Annotated in this window: 12 protein-coding genes; 7 read left to right on the top strand and 5 right to left on the bottom strand. The window is 61.6% G+C overall.

Going from position 1 to position 15,998, the window contains the following annotated elements; translation table 11 throughout:
- Nucleotides 1–377 precede the first annotated feature (377 nt).
- The 4 genes from CAP2UW1_RS22360 (at nucleotide 378) to CAP2UW1_RS24235 (ending at nucleotide 2,386) form a co-directional block, all read left to right on the top strand.
- Nucleotides 378–803 (top strand): hypothetical protein, encoded by a 426-nt coding sequence (locus CAP2UW1_RS22360; RefSeq protein WP_012806719.1) that lies wholly within the window; start codon nucleotides 378–380, stop codon nucleotides 801–803.
- Nucleotides 793–1,107, top strand: coding sequence for a type II toxin-antitoxin system RelE/ParE family toxin (locus tag CAP2UW1_RS22355; protein ID WP_012806718.1), 315 nt, complete (start codon nucleotides 793–795; stop codon nucleotides 1,105–1,107). The genes CAP2UW1_RS22360 and CAP2UW1_RS22355 overlap by 11 nt, the downstream gene beginning before the upstream one ends.
- A 126-nt stretch (nucleotides 1,108–1,233) precedes the next feature.
- Nucleotides 1,234–1,407, top strand: coding sequence for a hypothetical protein (locus CAP2UW1_RS25845; RefSeq protein WP_012806717.1), 174 nt, complete (start codon nucleotides 1,234–1,236; stop codon nucleotides 1,405–1,407).
- Nucleotides 1,394–2,386 carry a DNA-binding protein gene (locus CAP2UW1_RS24235; protein WP_012806716.1) on the top strand — a complete coding sequence of 331 codons (993 nt, stop codon included), beginning with the start codon at nucleotides 1,394–1,396 and terminating at the stop codon, nucleotides 2,384–2,386. The genes CAP2UW1_RS25845 and CAP2UW1_RS24235 overlap by 14 nt, the downstream gene beginning before the upstream one ends.
- 242 nt (nucleotides 2,387–2,628) lie before the next feature.
- On the opposite strand, the gene CAP2UW1_RS22340 is transcribed toward CAP2UW1_RS24235, so the two are convergent.
- From CAP2UW1_RS22340 to CAP2UW1_RS22320, 5 genes are all read right to left on the bottom strand, one after another.
- Nucleotides 2,629–2,919 (bottom strand): DUF3892 domain-containing protein, encoded by a 291-nt coding sequence (locus CAP2UW1_RS22340; RefSeq protein ID WP_012806715.1) that lies wholly within the window; start codon nucleotides 2,917–2,919, stop codon nucleotides 2,629–2,631.
- Between the two features lie 178 nt (nucleotides 2,920–3,097).
- Nucleotides 3,098–3,406, bottom strand: coding sequence for a hypothetical protein (locus CAP2UW1_RS22335; RefSeq protein WP_012806714.1), 309 nt, complete (start codon nucleotides 3,404–3,406; stop codon nucleotides 3,098–3,100).
- 715 nt (nucleotides 3,407–4,121) lie between these two features.
- Nucleotides 4,122–7,268: a helicase-related protein gene (locus CAP2UW1_RS22330; protein WP_012806713.1), complete on the bottom strand. Its 3,147-nt coding sequence runs from the start codon at nucleotides 7,266–7,268 to the stop codon at nucleotides 4,122–4,124.
- Nucleotides 7,265–9,055, bottom strand: a complete 1,791-nt coding sequence (locus CAP2UW1_RS22325; protein WP_012806712.1) for a phospholipase D family protein — start codon at nucleotides 9,053–9,055, stop codon at nucleotides 7,265–7,267. The genes CAP2UW1_RS22330 and CAP2UW1_RS22325 overlap by 4 nt, the downstream gene beginning before the upstream one ends.
- Nucleotides 9,055–10,407, bottom strand: coding sequence for a DUF6361 family protein (locus CAP2UW1_RS22320; RefSeq protein ID WP_412566885.1), 1,353 nt, complete (start codon nucleotides 10,405–10,407; stop codon nucleotides 9,055–9,057). The genes CAP2UW1_RS22325 and CAP2UW1_RS22320 overlap by 1 nt, the downstream gene beginning before the upstream one ends.
- A 307-nt stretch (nucleotides 10,408–10,714) precedes the next feature.
- Between CAP2UW1_RS22320 and CAP2UW1_RS22315 the strand changes: the two genes are divergently transcribed.
- Genes CAP2UW1_RS22315 through CAP2UW1_RS22305 form a run of 3 tightly spaced genes read left to right on the top strand, consistent with a single transcriptional unit; the run spans nucleotide 10,715 to nucleotide 15,989 of the window.
- Complete coding sequence (locus tag CAP2UW1_RS22315; RefSeq protein ID WP_012806710.1) at nucleotides 10,715–13,747, top strand: ATP-binding protein; 3,033 nt, start codon at nucleotides 10,715–10,717, stop codon at nucleotides 13,745–13,747.
- A gap of 22 nt (nucleotides 13,748–13,769) precedes the next feature.
- Entirely contained in the window at nucleotides 13,770–14,249 is a 480-nt protein-coding gene (locus CAP2UW1_RS22310) for a DUF7680 family protein (RefSeq protein ID WP_012806709.1), read from the top strand.
- 3 nt (nucleotides 14,250–14,252) lie between these two features.
- On the top strand, nucleotides 14,253–15,989 hold the full coding sequence (locus CAP2UW1_RS22305; RefSeq protein ID WP_012806708.1) for an ATP-binding protein: 1,737 nt from the start codon (nucleotides 14,253–14,255) through the stop codon (nucleotides 15,987–15,989).
- The last annotated feature ends 9 nt before the right edge of the window (nucleotides 15,990–15,998 follow it).

Raw genomic sequence — 15,998 nt, 5'->3', positions numbered from 1 at the left:
ACACCTATCTATCTGTTTTATAGACGGTTCCAGACAGTTCCTGGAAGTTGTTCCACGGCGCCGCCGGCCTCGCTGCAGGCGATTTTGGCCAACCGCTGGTGGATGCCGTCTGACGTAGTCATTATAGAAATAATGACTAAACATAGCAATATTACGTCCGGTGTGCAACGGTGAACGTCCGTTACCCAATGGTATCTTCAACATCGCCGGGTTGCCTCCGCAAGCGTGCCGCGGCAGCGAACAGGTGCCAACGCACGAAGGGCAAGAAAGCGACCACGCCTATCAGGTATTTGTCGAACCGAGCGATACAAACAATTATTGTTTGTGAAGCGTTAGAGCGCATACTACAATCAGGCTGTTATACGATGAGATCACTTATGCAAAATATGACACTAGAGCAGTTCCGCGCCACGGTTGAATCCGGCGGAATCCTGTCAGTTGTCCTCAAGGCACAGGGCGCGGCCTTCGCCATCCAGGCAGAAACTCAGCGCGGCGATGCGGTGCTGGTCGATACGCGCAGGAAATTGCCGCGCCTGTTCGGTGATCCGCGCAAGGCGCTGGCCCTGCTGAGCGAGATGGGCATCAAAAAGGCGGCTGTCGATACCGAAGCTTGGCGACCAGAGCAGGCCGATTCCTTGCATCCGCCCCGGCCAGACAAGTCGGTGAAGCTGAAAGCCGCGCACGAAGCTGCTGAGCTCAAGCGCGTCCTCGACGAACGGATAGCGATGGCCGACGCGCAAGGGGCCATCTGGCATGAAGCTGAGGACGTCTTTGACGAATTGGTAGCGGCTCATGCGGGTTAGGTTGCTCGACCAGGCCAAGAACGACTTGGTGGCGCTTGGGCAATACTATCGGGACGTTGGCGGTGATGTGCTGGCGCGCAAGATGGTGGCACGGATCAAGACGCCAGTGCTGTCGCTCAAGGACAATCCAGACATTGCTCCATCGTATGAACTCGCGCCAGGCATTCGCCGCTTGGTTGTCGCGAAAGGCGCGTTCCTGGTGTTCTACCGCGTGCGTGTCGATGTCGAAGTACTGCACATTCGGCGCGCCGCGCGGGATTCGGCAACAGGAGATGAGTTGGGGCAGATCGCCACCAAGGAATAAAACGTCCTGTTTAAACCGCTATACGTCTTTTATTTGACGCTATACTTCCGTCAGACTATCCTCGGTGAGGAACCGGGCAAGTACCGCTGCCCGAGCGTTGGGCACTGCTATTCAAGGAGACGGGATATGGATACGCCGCAAGCACAGATCATCGAGCAGGAAATTCACGACCTCAGTGGCTTGCTGTGCGATCTGTACCGTCGCGTTGCCGAGAATGCCCCGGAGCGTGCTGGCGAGATCGCCGGGGCGCTACAGGCCAACGCCCGGCAGTTTGCCGAGATCCCCAGTGGCACGCACTAGCGCAGTCGAGTACGAGCGGGTCGCCGAGGCCTGCTCCAGTCTCTTTCTCGAAGGCAAGAGTCCCTCGTTCGAATCGGTCTACGAGCTGATTGGCCGCAAGGGTGGCGCCAAGGTCGTCCAGGGGATGATCGCCGACTGGCGCAAGGAGATGGCCAACCGTTTCATGGCCGGCCGTACCAACCCCGATCTCCCGGAAGAGTTGATCACTGAGAGCGACAAGGTCCTCACCGTCGTCTGGCACCTGGCGCTGGAAAAGTCCGATGCCGCGTACGCCGATGAACGAAGCAGACTCGGCCAGGCTCGCGTCGACATGGCTGCAGCGGTGACGCAAGCCCAGGAACGCGCTGCCGAGTTCGAGCGCGAAGCCCTTTCCTTGCAGGGAGAGCGGCAAGCCCTTCAGGCGAGACTCCAGGGAAGCCAGGCCGAGATCGAAGACTTGCGGCAACGCCTGTCCGATACCACCACCCTCCTTCGGGCCCGTGACGAGCAGATCGGCCAGATGCGCGAAGATGGCGCCCGGCTTGCCAACACCCTGGAGAGTGAGCGACGTAATCACGAGGCGGAACTTCTCGCCGAACGTGACCGACACGAGCAAGCGGTGAACGCCGAACGGCAGCGGGCGCACGAATCGGTCGAGCGCGAGCGGGAAATTGCCGCCGGCGAACGTCAGTACCTGATGCGCCAGACCGATGAGATCCGGCAAGCCGCAAAGGCGAATGAAGCCGTGCTCAAGGAACAACTGCAGGAGGCCAAATCCTTCGCCGAGAGTTTCCAGGCGCGAGCCGGCCGGGCAGAAAGCGAAGCGGCGTTCTGGCGCGGCAAGGCCGAAGCGGCGGCGGAAGAGTCCGGCCGCTGGCAGCGGGCGTCAGAGGAAGCGGCCGGGAAAATCGATGGCTTGCAGGGGCGCATACGGATCCTGGAGCACGAACTCGCCCAACGAGCACCAGAGGAGTCTCCGACGGAAAAGCCGGCGAACTGAGCGGCGACTATTATGACTGTCCAGTTTGCCCTGGAATCGGTGTTCAGTTTGCCGTGGAATACGCATAAGGCGACAAGACCATCTGGGTAGCGTGACTACCTGCCTTCTGCCCGGTGAACACTGGCCAGGCAGCGCCCGCGCCGGTGGAACCGGCGTGGGCTTGCTCGTCCCTGCCCGTTGCTATCAAGTTCAAAAAAAGGGGCTACCCGAAGGCAGCCCCTTCTTCACCAGCTTCCCGGAAATCAGGAAACGCACTCGTACAGCGAAAGCAGATTGTTCGGCTGTTCACCGTCCGCTTCCGTCTTCAGATACTTGTTTCCGAACCGGCTGACCGCTACGATGACATTGACGATATGTCCCCGAACAGCCACGTAGAAGCTCCACTTCCCGGCCTCAATGCCTCGAATGGCTTCCTCCTGCGTGAGCTTCCAGTTCGTCCCGTTGGGATTGACGCCGCCTATTGCGCGGATGCGCTCATGGGCGTTGTAACGGTCAGTCTTGTTGATGCACTTCACTTCATGACGGGATGTCATAGTCGATTTCTTTCTACACGAAGGCCAGCCCGGCTACTGGCCATTGACGAAAGAAGGGGAGACCGCGTAGACTATCCACGCTAAGAAGCAGTCCAAGCGGGGTTCCGGCCCCTACAAGAAGTCAGTCGTTCCCGCGACTGGCTTTTTGTTTTTTGCGCCTTGGTGGCGCGAATTCGCTCTATTCCTTCACTTTCCAAACGCCTTTGCGTTTCGGTACGCCTTCAAGATGCCCAGCTCTGGTCATCCGGTACAGCTTGCCTGCCAATGTCCGTCTGTCTTCCGTCACGTACTGGAAGTCCCTGAACAGACCGACCAATATTTCGTCAATCGTCGCGATTCCGTCGTAGCGTTGTCTCATCGTCTTGAGGATTTTTTCCTCAATGTCGCCCATCTTGCCAGTGTTTATCTGCTTGCGCAGTGCTTCCGGCAGGTCGCTCAGGTCGCCAAGCCGTTTTCCAACCTTGTCAAGAACGTCGTTGCTCATCATTGGCCCCTTTGCATCGCATTTTACAGCACATCCGCCGCGTCGCGCAAATGCTGCGCACCGCATAGTTTTTCACAGAATTTAATTCTATGTACAAAAAATTCAAACACTATGCGCGACATAGTTAGCTAATTTCATATCTTACACAATCCGTTTAACTTGTATCTTATTTGGCTCTTTGTATACGCTAATTTATATTTTGGTTGCTTCAGGTTCTTTCCATATACATTTTTCTATTCTTACCCAACAGTCTGCGGTAAACCCGCAGCCCGTGCCGGACTGCGGGCCGGGCGCGACTGGCCGCGCTAAACGCTCCGCTTTGACGAGCTGACCGGGTGCGGCAATGGCTTGCCCAGTGCTTCCTTTTCGGGCCGGGAAGGAGCCCCCACGGGCTTTCGGTGTCCTAAGCCCCCTGGCGGTACCGATCAAGCACGAACGGCTGACTCCCCGGCCTGCGCGCGAACTGGAAAGGAACCAGAAACATGAGCAACCATCCCACCCACCGTCTGCACTTCGCGCAGACCCACAACCGCCACTGACATGAGGAAAAGACCCATTGAACAGACTGGGCCCTGGTTCCTGAACAGACTTCTTTTCCTACCAAACCCGCACTGGAGAAAGATCATTTTTCTGAACAATATTGCTGATCATCTGTATTTCTCACAACACCTCCCGGTTGATCTTCGCCCTGGACTCGCTGGCATCGGCCAGACTCTTTTCATGGCGACAGATCCACCGCCCACTCACGTAGCTGCTTGACATCCAACTGCGCTTGGTCCAGCAGCGTGAGCAGCTCGTCCTGCCGCGGTTGCCCGAACACCACACGGTAGGCTGCAAGTTGTCGCTTCAGACGCTTGAAGGCTTCGACTTCTTGCGTGTACGGAAGCATGGGTACGTGCCGTTGCACCCTCACCGGCCCTGGGGCGATCCAGTTCGGTACTAGGTCACTTTCCCCTGTTGCGCGCGCTTTGTCGTTCGCGAATTGGAAGGCAATTTGCCACAGGTCCTCACCAGGTTTCCAGACGGCAAGCGTCTCCGTAGCGTGTGAAAGCGCCACGTTTTTTCGTACAGCATGGCCCTTGTATCGGTGCACCCGCCCTTCCCGCTGTTCGAGATCCACTGGATTTCCTGGGAGGTTCCAGTGAACCAAGCGATGGCACCAGGGGTGGAAGTCGAGCCCCTCCTGCCCGACCGAGGTGCTCGCTAGCACGAATGGTCGGAAGGGGCTGTTGAACTCCGCGCGGACGGTATCCTGCGTGACCTTGCCTTCCTCTGTCCTCACATCGCCGAAGCGCAGGGCGAAGTCTGTTCTCACTCGAATTTCGGTGGAGAGAATGTTGCCAGTGTCCGCATCCACGGACCAGAACGAAGTGTGAACACGCGAGGGGGTTGGCTCAACGACCTTGATGAGCTGCGCGATGACCTTCTCTGCAGTAGTTTCGGCTGTCTGGTCGACTGCCCATGTGTGCTGTTCACGCTCCAGATGCCACGCTTCGTCAACCACTGCCTGGAGGTTCCCGTCGCGGCAATACCGCAGCACCAGACGCCAATACACGCCCTCGTTGTGTGTGAGGTCCGGCGCTTCTTGCGCAAGCTGGAGTAGGAGCGAGATCACGGTGGGCCGGTTGAACATCCGCCAGAACGACTCGCCGAGCCGAAGGCTGAGGCGCCGGCGAACGTCGTCGTCCACTCCGGCACCAGCCAGTGTGCGCGCAACCACCACAGCCGGGGATGCCAGGGCCAGATCGGAGAGCAGATCGACAAGCCCCTCGGGCCGGCGGCCCAGTGTCGTGAGGTCGAGTTGCAACAAGTCGTCGAGGTACGAGGGAAACTGCTCCGGGTTCGGTCGATCGGGACTGTTCTCAGCGCGTAATTCCTCTATGAACGAGCGGAGGCCGGGATCGAGTAGCATCGGCGCCGCCCACTCCCAGCGCTCGTCGACGTCACCGGTCGTCGCATTTGGTTGGATTGCCAGCAGACTTTCTACCCGCGAGCGAACCCAATCCCGCCGGTTGATCCCCGCTGGCGCGGTGAGCGGATGCGCCTGGTCGGCCAATGAAAGGCATGGAAGGAGGAGCAGCAGCAGACGGTGCCGGGAACGAGCGCCGTTCGCCGATGCGGTCAGCCGGAGAAGCGGAACCTGCTGCTTGGCGGGATCCGAGTAGGAGGCAAGGTGCGAACCGACCATTCGCCGTTCTGCCTCGTAGCTAAGGATCGCACTGACCACGTCGGGAACAACGTTCCACGAGGAGAAGACTAGCGCCTTGGTCTTGCCCTCCTGCCCGGCGAATGGGCCTGCGAGCGGCCAATACGGAAAGGTAGGAGGCATCCACAGCAGTCGCCACAGGCCGCCGTCGAGAAAGTCTTCCACCATCTCGCGGAGCTTTCCGTTCGCCGGGTCGATCGCCTGCCATGCCGTTACCTTGTCGGCTTCGAGGAACGCCGCCGCGTGTTCCCGCAGGACCTTTGCGAGCCTCTCAGGTGATTGCTCGAGCGTCTCCTGGATGCGGGTATGCACCGTGTAGCCTCGCATGAAGTGCATCAGATACGGGGCTGACTTCCAGAACACCATCGGATCCCTATCGCCGACAGCTTTGAACAAGGCATCAGCAGCCATGTACTGTTTGACGTCTGCGCCTTTCACTGTGATCTTGACGCACGGCTCCTCCACCATCGCGTCGCGGTCCTCGCTGGCCGAAATACGCTCAGTGCGCGCCATGATCGAGCGAAGCACCTTCTCGACCGCCTTCTTCGCCGGCACGACGGCTACGGTGTTTCCCGAGGCTGCATGCTTCAGCGCAAGCCCGAACTCTGACAAGCATCGCTGCAGGCTGGTGACCCGCTCCTCGTCATTCCCCATGAGGAATCGGCTTGTGGCCAGGAAGTCTTCATAGTGATCCTCGTCCTGGATTTCGGCATCGGCCGTGTAGAGCTTGTAGGGAGTGGCCGACAGCAAGAGCGTTCGAACGGGTTGGCCTTCCGGCGTTTGAGCGCCGAACAGCGTTTGGGCGAGGATGGCGGCTTCATCACGTACATCCTCTCGTGTTTCGAGAAGATTCTTGAAGCGCTGGAATTCGTCGAGGATGACGAGGTCGGGCTCCAGCGCGAGCACACAGACCTTCGCCAGCATCTGCCGGAGCTGGCTGATGACGTAGTTTCGGGGCTGTCGGGCCTCGAGTGGCCAGCGGTCCCGATGGTAGTGATACCACTGTTCGATGACGTCGTTGATCGATGTCAGCAGCGCAGTGTCGGCATTCAGAGCCGTTCGAAAGTTGGTGGCGATCGATGGGTCGAGCGCGATATCCGAGTTTTTTAACCGCCAGCGCCAGTTGTCTCGGTTTGAGATTCCAGCTTGCAGCAGATTCATCAGGCCGGTGCGCGCTTTGACCACCGGCTCGAGCAGCCGGAACAGCACGACTCGCTCCTCCGACTGCCCGGTTGCCTTACCCATGTCGAAGGAGGTCCCTGGGGTGAAGCTGACGAAGTTCACCTTGCTCGCCGCCAGCCCAGGCTTGCCTGCTCGCGGCGCGAGCTCGGTGGCGAGCATCGTAAGACGCGTTGCGAGGGCGAAGGAGCGGTCACTCGTTGCGCCGACGTGAAGCTTCGGGAGGTTCGCCCGCGCGATGCTCCCGTTGCTGCAGATATACACGATGTCAATGCGCTTAGCCGTGTCCCATAGATGCTCGATCGTCCGAGCAATGAGTCCCCGGGCAACAAGTGTTTTACCCAGTCCAACCTCGTCGGCGACCAGAAACCGACTCGTGCTGTCCTTGGCCAGGAACAGTCGATCGAATGCATGGTCGACTGTTCGGCGCTGAAAAGGCTTGAGCGATGCGAGGACAACCTCAATGTCGGAGCGGTTCATGCGGTCTCCTGTGTGATTAAGGCCTGGTCGACGACTGTCCAGATCTCGTAGAGCGCGTCGGGCACGATGAGGCGTCCTTCTTCGGTGGCGCGGAGGTCCGCAATCAGGTTTCGGATAGGGGTCAGGCGTGACGGATCGCGCGAGGCTGCGCGTACGAGATCTTCGAGCAAGGTCTCGCCGCCAAGCCCCTCCGCCCACCAACTGCCTCCAGTTCCGCTTCCATTGCCCGCCGGCAGTTCGGTCAGACCTTCCAAGCCACCGAGCAACGCGCGCAGGAAACGCAGGAAGCGCTCCGGGCTGTCGATCAGACTGCGCAGGACGTGCGCTACGCGACCGTCCGGCATGCCCTCAGTCGGCAGCTTGAGCGTGATTCGAACGTCGTCCACCGCCGCTACCGTGCAGGAAATCTTGAATGCGACAAACGCGGTCAACCTTGGGAGCGGGACAATCCATATCGACGGAGAAACAAGCTGGCGGGCTTGATCTTCGCCTAAGGTGATGGGCCAGGTCTCGACTTCGATGCCGGGCGGTGGCACGAAGTCGCCCACCACCGTCCACGTCCAGCTGTCCTGACTGCCGGCGGCACACACCACGCGAAGAGGTGCTGCAGCCAGGGCCTTTCGCGTTACCTCCAGTGACGCATGAGCGTCCTTCGCCAGTTCGTCGAGCAACGGCTTGCCGGGCACGTACGGCTTGCAAATAGCCATAAAGCCATCTTCCATGAACCTGTCGATACCGCCAGCTTCTCGGCGGCTCTTTTTGCCGGTCAGCGAGACCATCATCTCCACGTTTGTCCCGGTGAACGCGGCGGAGGTGAGGTTCGCCGAACCAACGAACCACGTCACGTCCCAGCCATGCTCAATCGCGATCGCCTTGGCGTGCAGGCCAGAGGGCCGGGGACCCGTTCCATCTTCGGGCTCTTCCGCAGCAGCGTCTGCGAGGACGAGGACAGACTGCCACGCATCCAACGCGCCGTTCGGCAGGTCGTCAAGAGTCTCCTGACGACTGACCAGCGTCCGATCCGCAGCGGTGATAGCAGTGAGGACGTCGAGAGCGGTTTTGTTGGCAAACGGAGCGATGGCGAGGAGTCTGCCGCCATCGTCGCGTGGCTGCCATGGCTTGCGACGATGGGGCCCGAGTCCTAGCGGGTGAAAGTGAACTGCGCCGTTGAAACCGGCCGGACTCGCAAAATTGGTTCGTTCTGCTTCGTCCGCCAGCGCCAGAAGGTCGGCGGTCAACTGTTCAGATACGCCCTGGGTCGAAACGCGCGGCAGCGAGCGGAGCAACTCGCCGAGGCCACGACTCGCGGCAGACATCTGCTTTCCGCGGGGCGATCCGTCCGTCGCGAGGGCGATGTCCCAACATCGGTCAAATGTAAGGTTCCTCGACAGCACGGCGACACGGAGGACGGGAGCCCCGGCCGGGCCCAGAAACCGGGCGACCCACACCTTCGGATGAAACGCGCCGCCGTGCGGTGCGCGAACGGGATGGACGCTCGCCTCCAGCATGGCGTAGAGCGGCCGGGCACCCGCCGGGATGGCGATGGCGCCTTCGTCCACGAATACTTGAACCTTCTCTCCGGATTGTCGAAGTGCCGTGAGCAGGGTGAGGGGGTCGGCGAGCATTTCCTCCAAACCGCCGTCGCTATGCGTGAGCACGGCGAACGGAAGCGCGAGCAAGGTTTCGAGGTCGAGGCTGTAGGTGGTCAGCACCACGCGATCGAGAGTGTGCTCGGGGGGTGGCCGGAGGAGGTCGACCGCGACGGTACGAGCATCCGGTGCGAGCATCAGGACTTCAGGCCGCCATGAAGGTCCGTGAGAAGTTGGCGGACACGAAACCAGCGAAAGCCCATTCGACCGACGCCCACGCTGCCGCTCCAGTCGAGCAACCGGTTGGCGTTGGCCAAGCGGGCGCGTCGTCCTTTGAGCTTGAGCTCGCGCTGCTCGATGAGGTTGCGAAGGAACGGGTCGTCGGGGACAGCAGATGCACCACTGGAGCTGATCCGGTCCGACCAAGCCTCGACGAAACGGCGCTGGGGGTCGGAAAGACTGGCCCCTCGTTCAGCGAGGAAGGCCCAGAGCGGGGGCGATTCGTACGCTGCCTCGGCGGATTCCTCGGCTGCCCATCGGGCCAACTCGGACCGATACGCGTCGACCCGGGCATCGTCGCCACCGCCGTTGCGCCGCTCGGCCAGTAGCAGGTTGTACAGGAGCGGCGCCCCTTCCACGTGTAGCGAGAAGCGTCGCGCCAACTCGACGATGCGGCGTACCGCCGAAGGCGCCGAACAGGTGCCGGGGTCGTCCCAGAACTGTGCTGCGGGCGTGGACGACCCTGCGCGTGCGAGCCAGGCCAACAACGTGCCCGTACATCGCTCCTCGAATCGTCCCTGTAGAAATGTCGCTTCTTCCTTCGTCAGTCGAAATGAGGCACATCCCGGAAAGTCAGCGGGCGCCGTGGGTAGCCGCGGATGCCACGTCGGCTCCCGCGTCCACACCACACCGGGATCGTCAGCGCGAAGCACCTCGCTCTTGCGACGGGCGAGCCCGGCAAAGTGGGTGTGGTACCAGGACTGGCTCTGTCCAGGCACGAAGATACCCCAGCGATTCAAACTTGCCCAATAGACCGAGCTGGGCAGGCGGGAAAGCGTCTTGCGTGCGGAGATCCCGATCACGCCGAAGGTGTCGTCGCTGGTCGCGAGAGGCTCGATCAATCCGGTCTCGGCCTCATGTGCCGCCGTGCGGACATCGTCTACGGGTCTGGCTTCCAGCCGCTGGTAGAGCCACGGGACGAACAGCGCGTATCGAAGCCGCGTCTGGATTGATGAGGTGCCCGGAAACAGCGCGTCCGACAGCGCATCGCGTAGGCTCCCGAGCCCCATTTCGTCGACCGTCCCCTGCTCACTGAACAGGTCGAGCACGCCGCGCATCTTGTCGCGGTCGCGGGAGGTGAGGTCGAGCCACGTAAGCGTTGCCATCAGATTGAACTTCTTTGATTCTCGAGTTTGCTCATCAACCGGTTTGTCAGCCTGTGCGCTAAACAAATCCGCGGCCCACAGTACTCCCTCCAGCTTACCGCAGTCAGATGCCCCGAAAGCTCGCGTTATCGCTGTGTACAGAAGCCTCCGCGGCGAGTCCTTCAAGGGACGCCCCAGTCGCCGAGAATTCCGCGGGGCAACTTCTTGTATGTTACTCGCCTAATCTGCCCATAACCTGCTTTCCTTACGGCCAGGATACGCGGGTGATCCCGTATGACTTCAGCCGCCGCGACCACCACCACCCTACCAGCGACACCGGGCTGGCGTCGGACTGCTTTAAGAATTCTTGAAGCGATTGCGCATCGTGCGAGTTGAGGGAGTCTTTGGTGGTTTGGGCGAACCCGTCAGGTGGGAATGTCATCAAATACATTTTCTTGATACATTTACGCACCTACAGACAATCAGGCACGCCATGACCGACAATCTGTTCTCCATCTGTGAGCCGCGACCTGATGTTCTGCAAGGTGCGTTGCGTGAAAGCGACTTTGCTGCGGACCTCTCGCAGGTGTTGCGGGGAGACGCTCCCGACGAATACAAGCGCCCGGAGCTGTTCTTTGCCAACACCTACCCGACCAAAGGCATCAAGAACGTCCTCAAGCTGGTTGCGCTGCGGGTCAGTGGCCATTCCGACCAGATTGGCGCCATCTTTCGTCTTGACACCCAGTTTGGCGGCGGCAAGACGCATGCCCTGATTGCGCTCGCCCACGCCATGCGCAGCCTCTCCGAGGTGGCGAACGCCGACGAGTTTCTCGATGCCTCCCTGCGCCCCTCGGCACCGGTGCGCATTGCCGCCTTTGATGGCGAAAATGCCGATCCGGCCAACGGGCACCGAATTGGCGACACCCTGCGCGCCTACACACCCTGGGGCGAACTGGCGTATGCGCTGCGTGGTGAGGCCGGTTATCGCCTCGTCGAAGCGAGCGACCGCGAAGGAATCGCGCCGGGTGCCGACACCTTGCGCGAACTGATCGGCAGCGAGCCGGCGGTGATCCTCATCGACGAAATCGCCCCTTACTTGCGCAAGGTGGCCGGTCGGAATGCTCAGCGAGCAGGCGAACAGCTCCTGGCGTTCATGACTTCGCTGATGAAGGCGGTGGAAAGCTCGCCCTATGCAGCGCTGGTTTTCACGCTCGCGGTCGGCCGTGACGGCAAAGCCTCGGACGCCTACAGCCGCGAAACCCAGGACATCGCTGCCTTCTTCGCCGAGGCCGAAAGCGTCGCCGCCCGCAAGGCGACGGTGATCGACCCCACCGAGGACGACGAGACCGTCAAGGTCATCTGCCGACGGCTGTTCACCCGCATCGACCGCGACAAGGCACGGTTGGTCATCTCCGCGTACAAGTCACTGTGGGACGCCAACCGGGAGCTGCTTCCGCCGGCCCCGGCCGAGGACCGGCGCCTGGACGAGTTTGCTGCCGGCTATCCGCTGCACCCTGAACTGGTGAATGTGCTGACGCAGAAAACCGGCACCCTGGGCAACTTCCAGCGCGTGCGCGGCATGCTGCGTCTGCTCGCGCGTACGGTTGCACGCGTCTGGCAGACGCACCCCGCCGACGCCTACGCGATTCACACGCATCACATCGACCTCGGGTTCGAGCCGATACGCCTCGAACTCGTCACCCGCCTCAAGCAGGACATCTACGTGCCGGCCATCAAGACCGAGATTGCCGCCGTCGAAACCACGCCGGCCTTGGCTGAACAACTCGACGCAGGGCCGTTCAGGGGCCTTCCGAAGTATGGATCGTACGTCGCCCGCTGCGCCTTCATGCACACCCTGGCGTTCAACGAGACCTTGCGCGGACTCAACGCCGAGGAACTGCGCTACGCCATCCTGAGCCCGGGAACGGATGTCGCATTCATTGACGACGCACGCAAACGCTTCGCGACCGACTCGGCGTATCTCGACGACAAACCCGGTGCGCCGCTACGTTTTCTGGCCGAGGCCAATCTCACCCAGATCATTCGGCGCGAAGAAACCAACACCGACCGCGACGAGGCGCGCACCCGCCTGAACAGCTTCATCCGCGATCTCTTCGCCGGTCCCAATCTCAATCTCATCCCCTTCGCTTCCGGCCCTCACGACGTTCCCGATGACGATGGCAGCGGACGCCCCTACCTGGTGATGCTCGGCTACGAAGCCACCCAGGTCTTCAGCGACGCGGTCACCGTCGACAACCTGGTCGAGAAAGTCTTTCTGCACAAGGGGGGTGGAAGCGACTGGCGCCACAACCGGAACAATATCGTCTTCCTGCTGGCAGACGCTGCCGGGGTGCCCAACATGAAGGCCAAGATGCTGCGCAACATCGCGCTGGAGTCGCTGCGGCAACCCGGCAAGCTCAAGGACCTGGCGGACTATCAGGTGGCCAAGCTGCAGGAACTGCACGAACGCTCCAAGCAGGAACTCGCACTCGCCGTGCAGCAGTGTTTCCGACACATCTTCTACCCATCCCGCAATCGACTCGACGGGGCCAACTGCGACCTCGCGCACACCGTGGTTGACATTCAAACCGCCTCGGATCGGCCGGGTGATGGCCAACGCCAGGTCGTCACCCAGCTCCAGAACGCCGGCAAACTGCGCCTGCCGACCGACAAACCAGACTCGCCGGTCTACGTGCGTGACCGCACTCCCCTCAAGAAAGGCCAGATCACCACCGCCGCTCTGCGCACCGAATTCCGCCAGGACCCGTCCCTGCCGATGCTCGTCGGTGACGAGGTGTTCATCAAAGGCATTCGTCTGGGTATTGAGCAGGATGACTACGTCTACCAGTCAGGCGACCTCCTGCGTGGCAAGGGGGACCCGCATGCCGAAATCAAGGTCGACGAGCAGTCGTTCATTTATACGACTTCGTATGCCCAGGAGCACGGCATCTGGCCGCGACAGGAGCCAAAGAGCGAAACCAGCAAGACCGACTCAGGCGCTCGCCCGACGAATGACCAGGCGGATCAGCGCCCGGTAGATTACGCTGCGACCAGCGACCGAACGATGCCCAAGGCGAAGTCCCCCCCGCTACTTGAGGCAGAGGACGTTCTCAAGGCAGCGCTCACCCGTCTTCTGGAACAAGCGCGGCTCAATGGCATCCGCAGCCTGGCGACGCTGACCATTCGACCATTCGACAAATCGGACGCGTTGAAACTGATGCCGCTGGTCAAGTCGATTCCGAACGCCAGCAAGCGGGTCGAGATGACCGCTTCTTTCGAAACCGCCAGCGGTTCCAGCGCTGAACTCAGCTTCAAGGGCGACATCGAAGATGCGATTGCTCTCAAGGACTACCTCGAACCGCAGTTCCGCGCAGCCAGCGACAGCGACGCCGCTGTTTCCTTTTCGCTCCGCTTCGAGCCGCCGCTGGCCGTTCAGGGGCCTTCGGCCGAAGGCCTGATTCAGCGGCTGACACGACTGGTTTCGCCCTCGGCACACGTGCTGGCCACGGCCGCAGAGCAGGATTGAGAAGGATCAACCAGGATCGCCAATGAGCAAAGTGACCCACCTGAGTGCCGCAAAGCACGCTTCTGCCTTGCCCCAGTACGAGATGCGCGCGCGCCGGCTCGCTGGCTCGGATATCGAGGTCGAAATCTGGCAACTCCCTGCCGGCGCGACGCCGCACATTCGGCAGCCGACCTACATTGCCGGGCTGCGCGGTCGCAACCTGTCGCTGATCGAGCACCGTCTGTTGCGGCGCCTGAAACAGTTGCGCATCGACCTGAGCAACCTGCCCGCCTTCGATGCGCTCAGGCTAGCGGTCGATGAAGAAATGGCGATCAGTCTCGGGCTGCTGTTTCGCGCCCTGGCGCCGATGCGCAACCGCGAGCATATCGCTGCGGTCGCCGAAGGCATCGAAGCGATGAGCAAGGAAGAAGCTGGCTACTGGCTCGGCATGGCCATGCACCGCAAGCACCCGCGGCGTGTACTGATGGCGCTGCGCTTCCTGCTCATCGAGCCGAAGCCCTGACGGATGCGCGAACTGACCGAGATCCGCAGCCTGCTCGATCGCCTGGACGAAGTCGAAGCCGATGCCCTGGAAACCCAGGACCTTGACTTCAAGGAGTGGCCGGCCGAACCCAGGCAGGCGATCAAGCTGGCTGTCGATATCGCGATCTGCATGGCCAACGGCGGTGGCGGAAGCGTCGTGCTCGGGGTGCGCGACCGTGTCGTCGGGCGGGCCAAAGCGATCCTCGGCGTGCCGCCAGAGACAGAGATTCACCAACTGAAACGCGACATCTACGAGCGCACCGCGCCGAAGCTGACGCCCGATATTCACGAACTGCACGTGCTGGAAGGCAGCGGGCGTTTGCTGGTCATGCAGGTGCACGGCGGCCTGTCGCCCTACACCAACACGGCTGGCGCGGGGACGGTACGCAAAGGCAACGCCTGCGTACCGCTGACCGGCGACCTGCGCGAAAAGCTGATGGTCGAACGGGGCGACGCCGACTTCACCGCGGCGATCGTCCCCGAGCCGGCCCAGTCGCTGATTTCGGCCGCCGCGATGGAGCGCCTGCGTGACCAGGCGCGACAGGAGCAGGCGCCGACCGACCTGCTGCGCAAAAGTGACCTCGACCTGCTGGGTGCCATTGGCGTGCTGCGCGATGGCCAGCTCACGCGGGCGGGCTTGCTGATTGCCGGTCAGGCCGAAGCCATTGGCCGTCACCTGCCGAACTTTGGCTGGACGCACGAGCGCATGAAGAGCGCCACCGCCTACGACAACCGCGCCGACGGTCGCGACGAAAATGCCCTGGCGCTGCCGCTCGCGCTGGCGGCGATCGAAGCGCGCATCAACGCCGACAACCCGATCAGCACCATCGAACACGGGCTTTATCACTTCGAATACCGCGCCTATCCGACCATCGCGCTGCGCGAAGCGCTGCTCAACGCATTGACCCACCTTGACCTGCGTCTGGCGAGCCCGGTGCTGGTCAAGCAATACCCCCGCCGGCTCGAAATCACCAACCCTGGCGGACTGGTCGGCGGCATCACCTCAGCCAACATCCTGCACCACCCGCCGCTGGCCCGGAACCTGCAGCTCGTGCAGGCGCTCGCCCGGCTGCGCCTGGTCAATCGCAGCAACCTCGGCATCGGGCGGATGTTCGAGGCGATGCTGGTCGAGGGCAAGGAACCGCCGCTGATCATCGACGAGGAAAGTGCGGTTCGCGTGGTTTTCAAACGGCAGGAAACCGCCCGCCCATTTCGCGAATTCATTGCCGAGGAAGGCAAGACCGGCCGCACCCTCGACGTCGACCACTTGCTGGTGCTGCGCTACCTGCTCTCGCATCCCGAGATCGACACGTCAACCGCTGCCGAGCTGTGCCAGCGCCGTGATGCGGAAATGCGCGACATCCTCGACGAGATGGTGCAGATCTTCGACTACCTCGAACGAGGCGGTGCCGGCCGCGGTAGCTGGTGGCGCATGAAGCCCGCCCTGCATCGCCGGCTCGAAGGGCTCGGTCACGCCGAGCGAGACCAGCGCATCGACTGGGATGTCGCCAAGACGCGGGTGCTCAACATGCTCAAGCAGCGCGCTCGCCGCGGCGAACCCGGACTGACGAACGCCGGTATCCGCGAAGTCACCGCCTACGACCGGCAGCAGGTCAACCGTCTGATTCACGAACTCGAAGCCGAAGGCGTCAGGATGCAGGGCCATGGCCGTGGCTCGTGCTACACCTACATTGGTCGGACACATAATGAACAGGGATGAGCAAATGAC

The organism is Candidatus Accumulibacter phosphatis (genome assembly GCF_000024165.1).
Taxonomy (GTDB): domain Bacteria; phylum Pseudomonadota; class Gammaproteobacteria; order Burkholderiales; family Rhodocyclaceae; genus Accumulibacter; species Accumulibacter phosphatis.
Note: the sequence above shows the minus strand (reverse complement) of the source record. Positions and strands in the feature narration are given on the sequence as shown.

Coding starts and splice junctions, on each gene's coding strand:
- CAP2UW1_RS22355 (WP_012806718.1), top strand. CDS start 793: ATGCGGGTTAGGTTGCTCGACCAGGCCAAGAACGACTTGGTGGCGCTT.
- CAP2UW1_RS22305 (WP_012806708.1), top strand. CDS start 14,253: ATGCGCGAACTGACCGAGATCCGCAGCCTGCTCGATCGCCTGGACGAA.
- CAP2UW1_RS22335 (WP_012806714.1), bottom strand. CDS start 3,406: ATGATGAGCAACGACGTTCTTGACAAGGTTGGAAAACGGCTTGGCGAC.
- CAP2UW1_RS22315 (WP_012806710.1), top strand. CDS start 10,715: ATGACCGACAATCTGTTCTCCATCTGTGAGCCGCGACCTGATGTTCTG.
- CAP2UW1_RS22325 (WP_012806712.1), bottom strand. CDS start 9,055: ATGCTCGCACCGGATGCTCGTACCGTCGCGGTCGACCTCCTCCGGCCA.
- CAP2UW1_RS22340 (WP_012806715.1), bottom strand. CDS start 2,919: ATGACATCCCGTCATGAAGTGAAGTGCATCAACAAGACTGACCGTTAC.
- CAP2UW1_RS22330 (WP_012806713.1), bottom strand. CDS start 7,268: ATGAACCGCTCCGACATTGAGGTTGTCCTCGCATCGCTCAAGCCTTTT.
- CAP2UW1_RS25845 (WP_012806717.1), top strand. CDS start 1,234: ATGGATACGCCGCAAGCACAGATCATCGAGCAGGAAATTCACGACCTC.
- CAP2UW1_RS22310 (WP_012806709.1), top strand. CDS start 13,770: ATGAGCAAAGTGACCCACCTGAGTGCCGCAAAGCACGCTTCTGCCTTG.
- CAP2UW1_RS22360 (WP_012806719.1), top strand. CDS start 378: ATGCAAAATATGACACTAGAGCAGTTCCGCGCCACGGTTGAATCCGGC.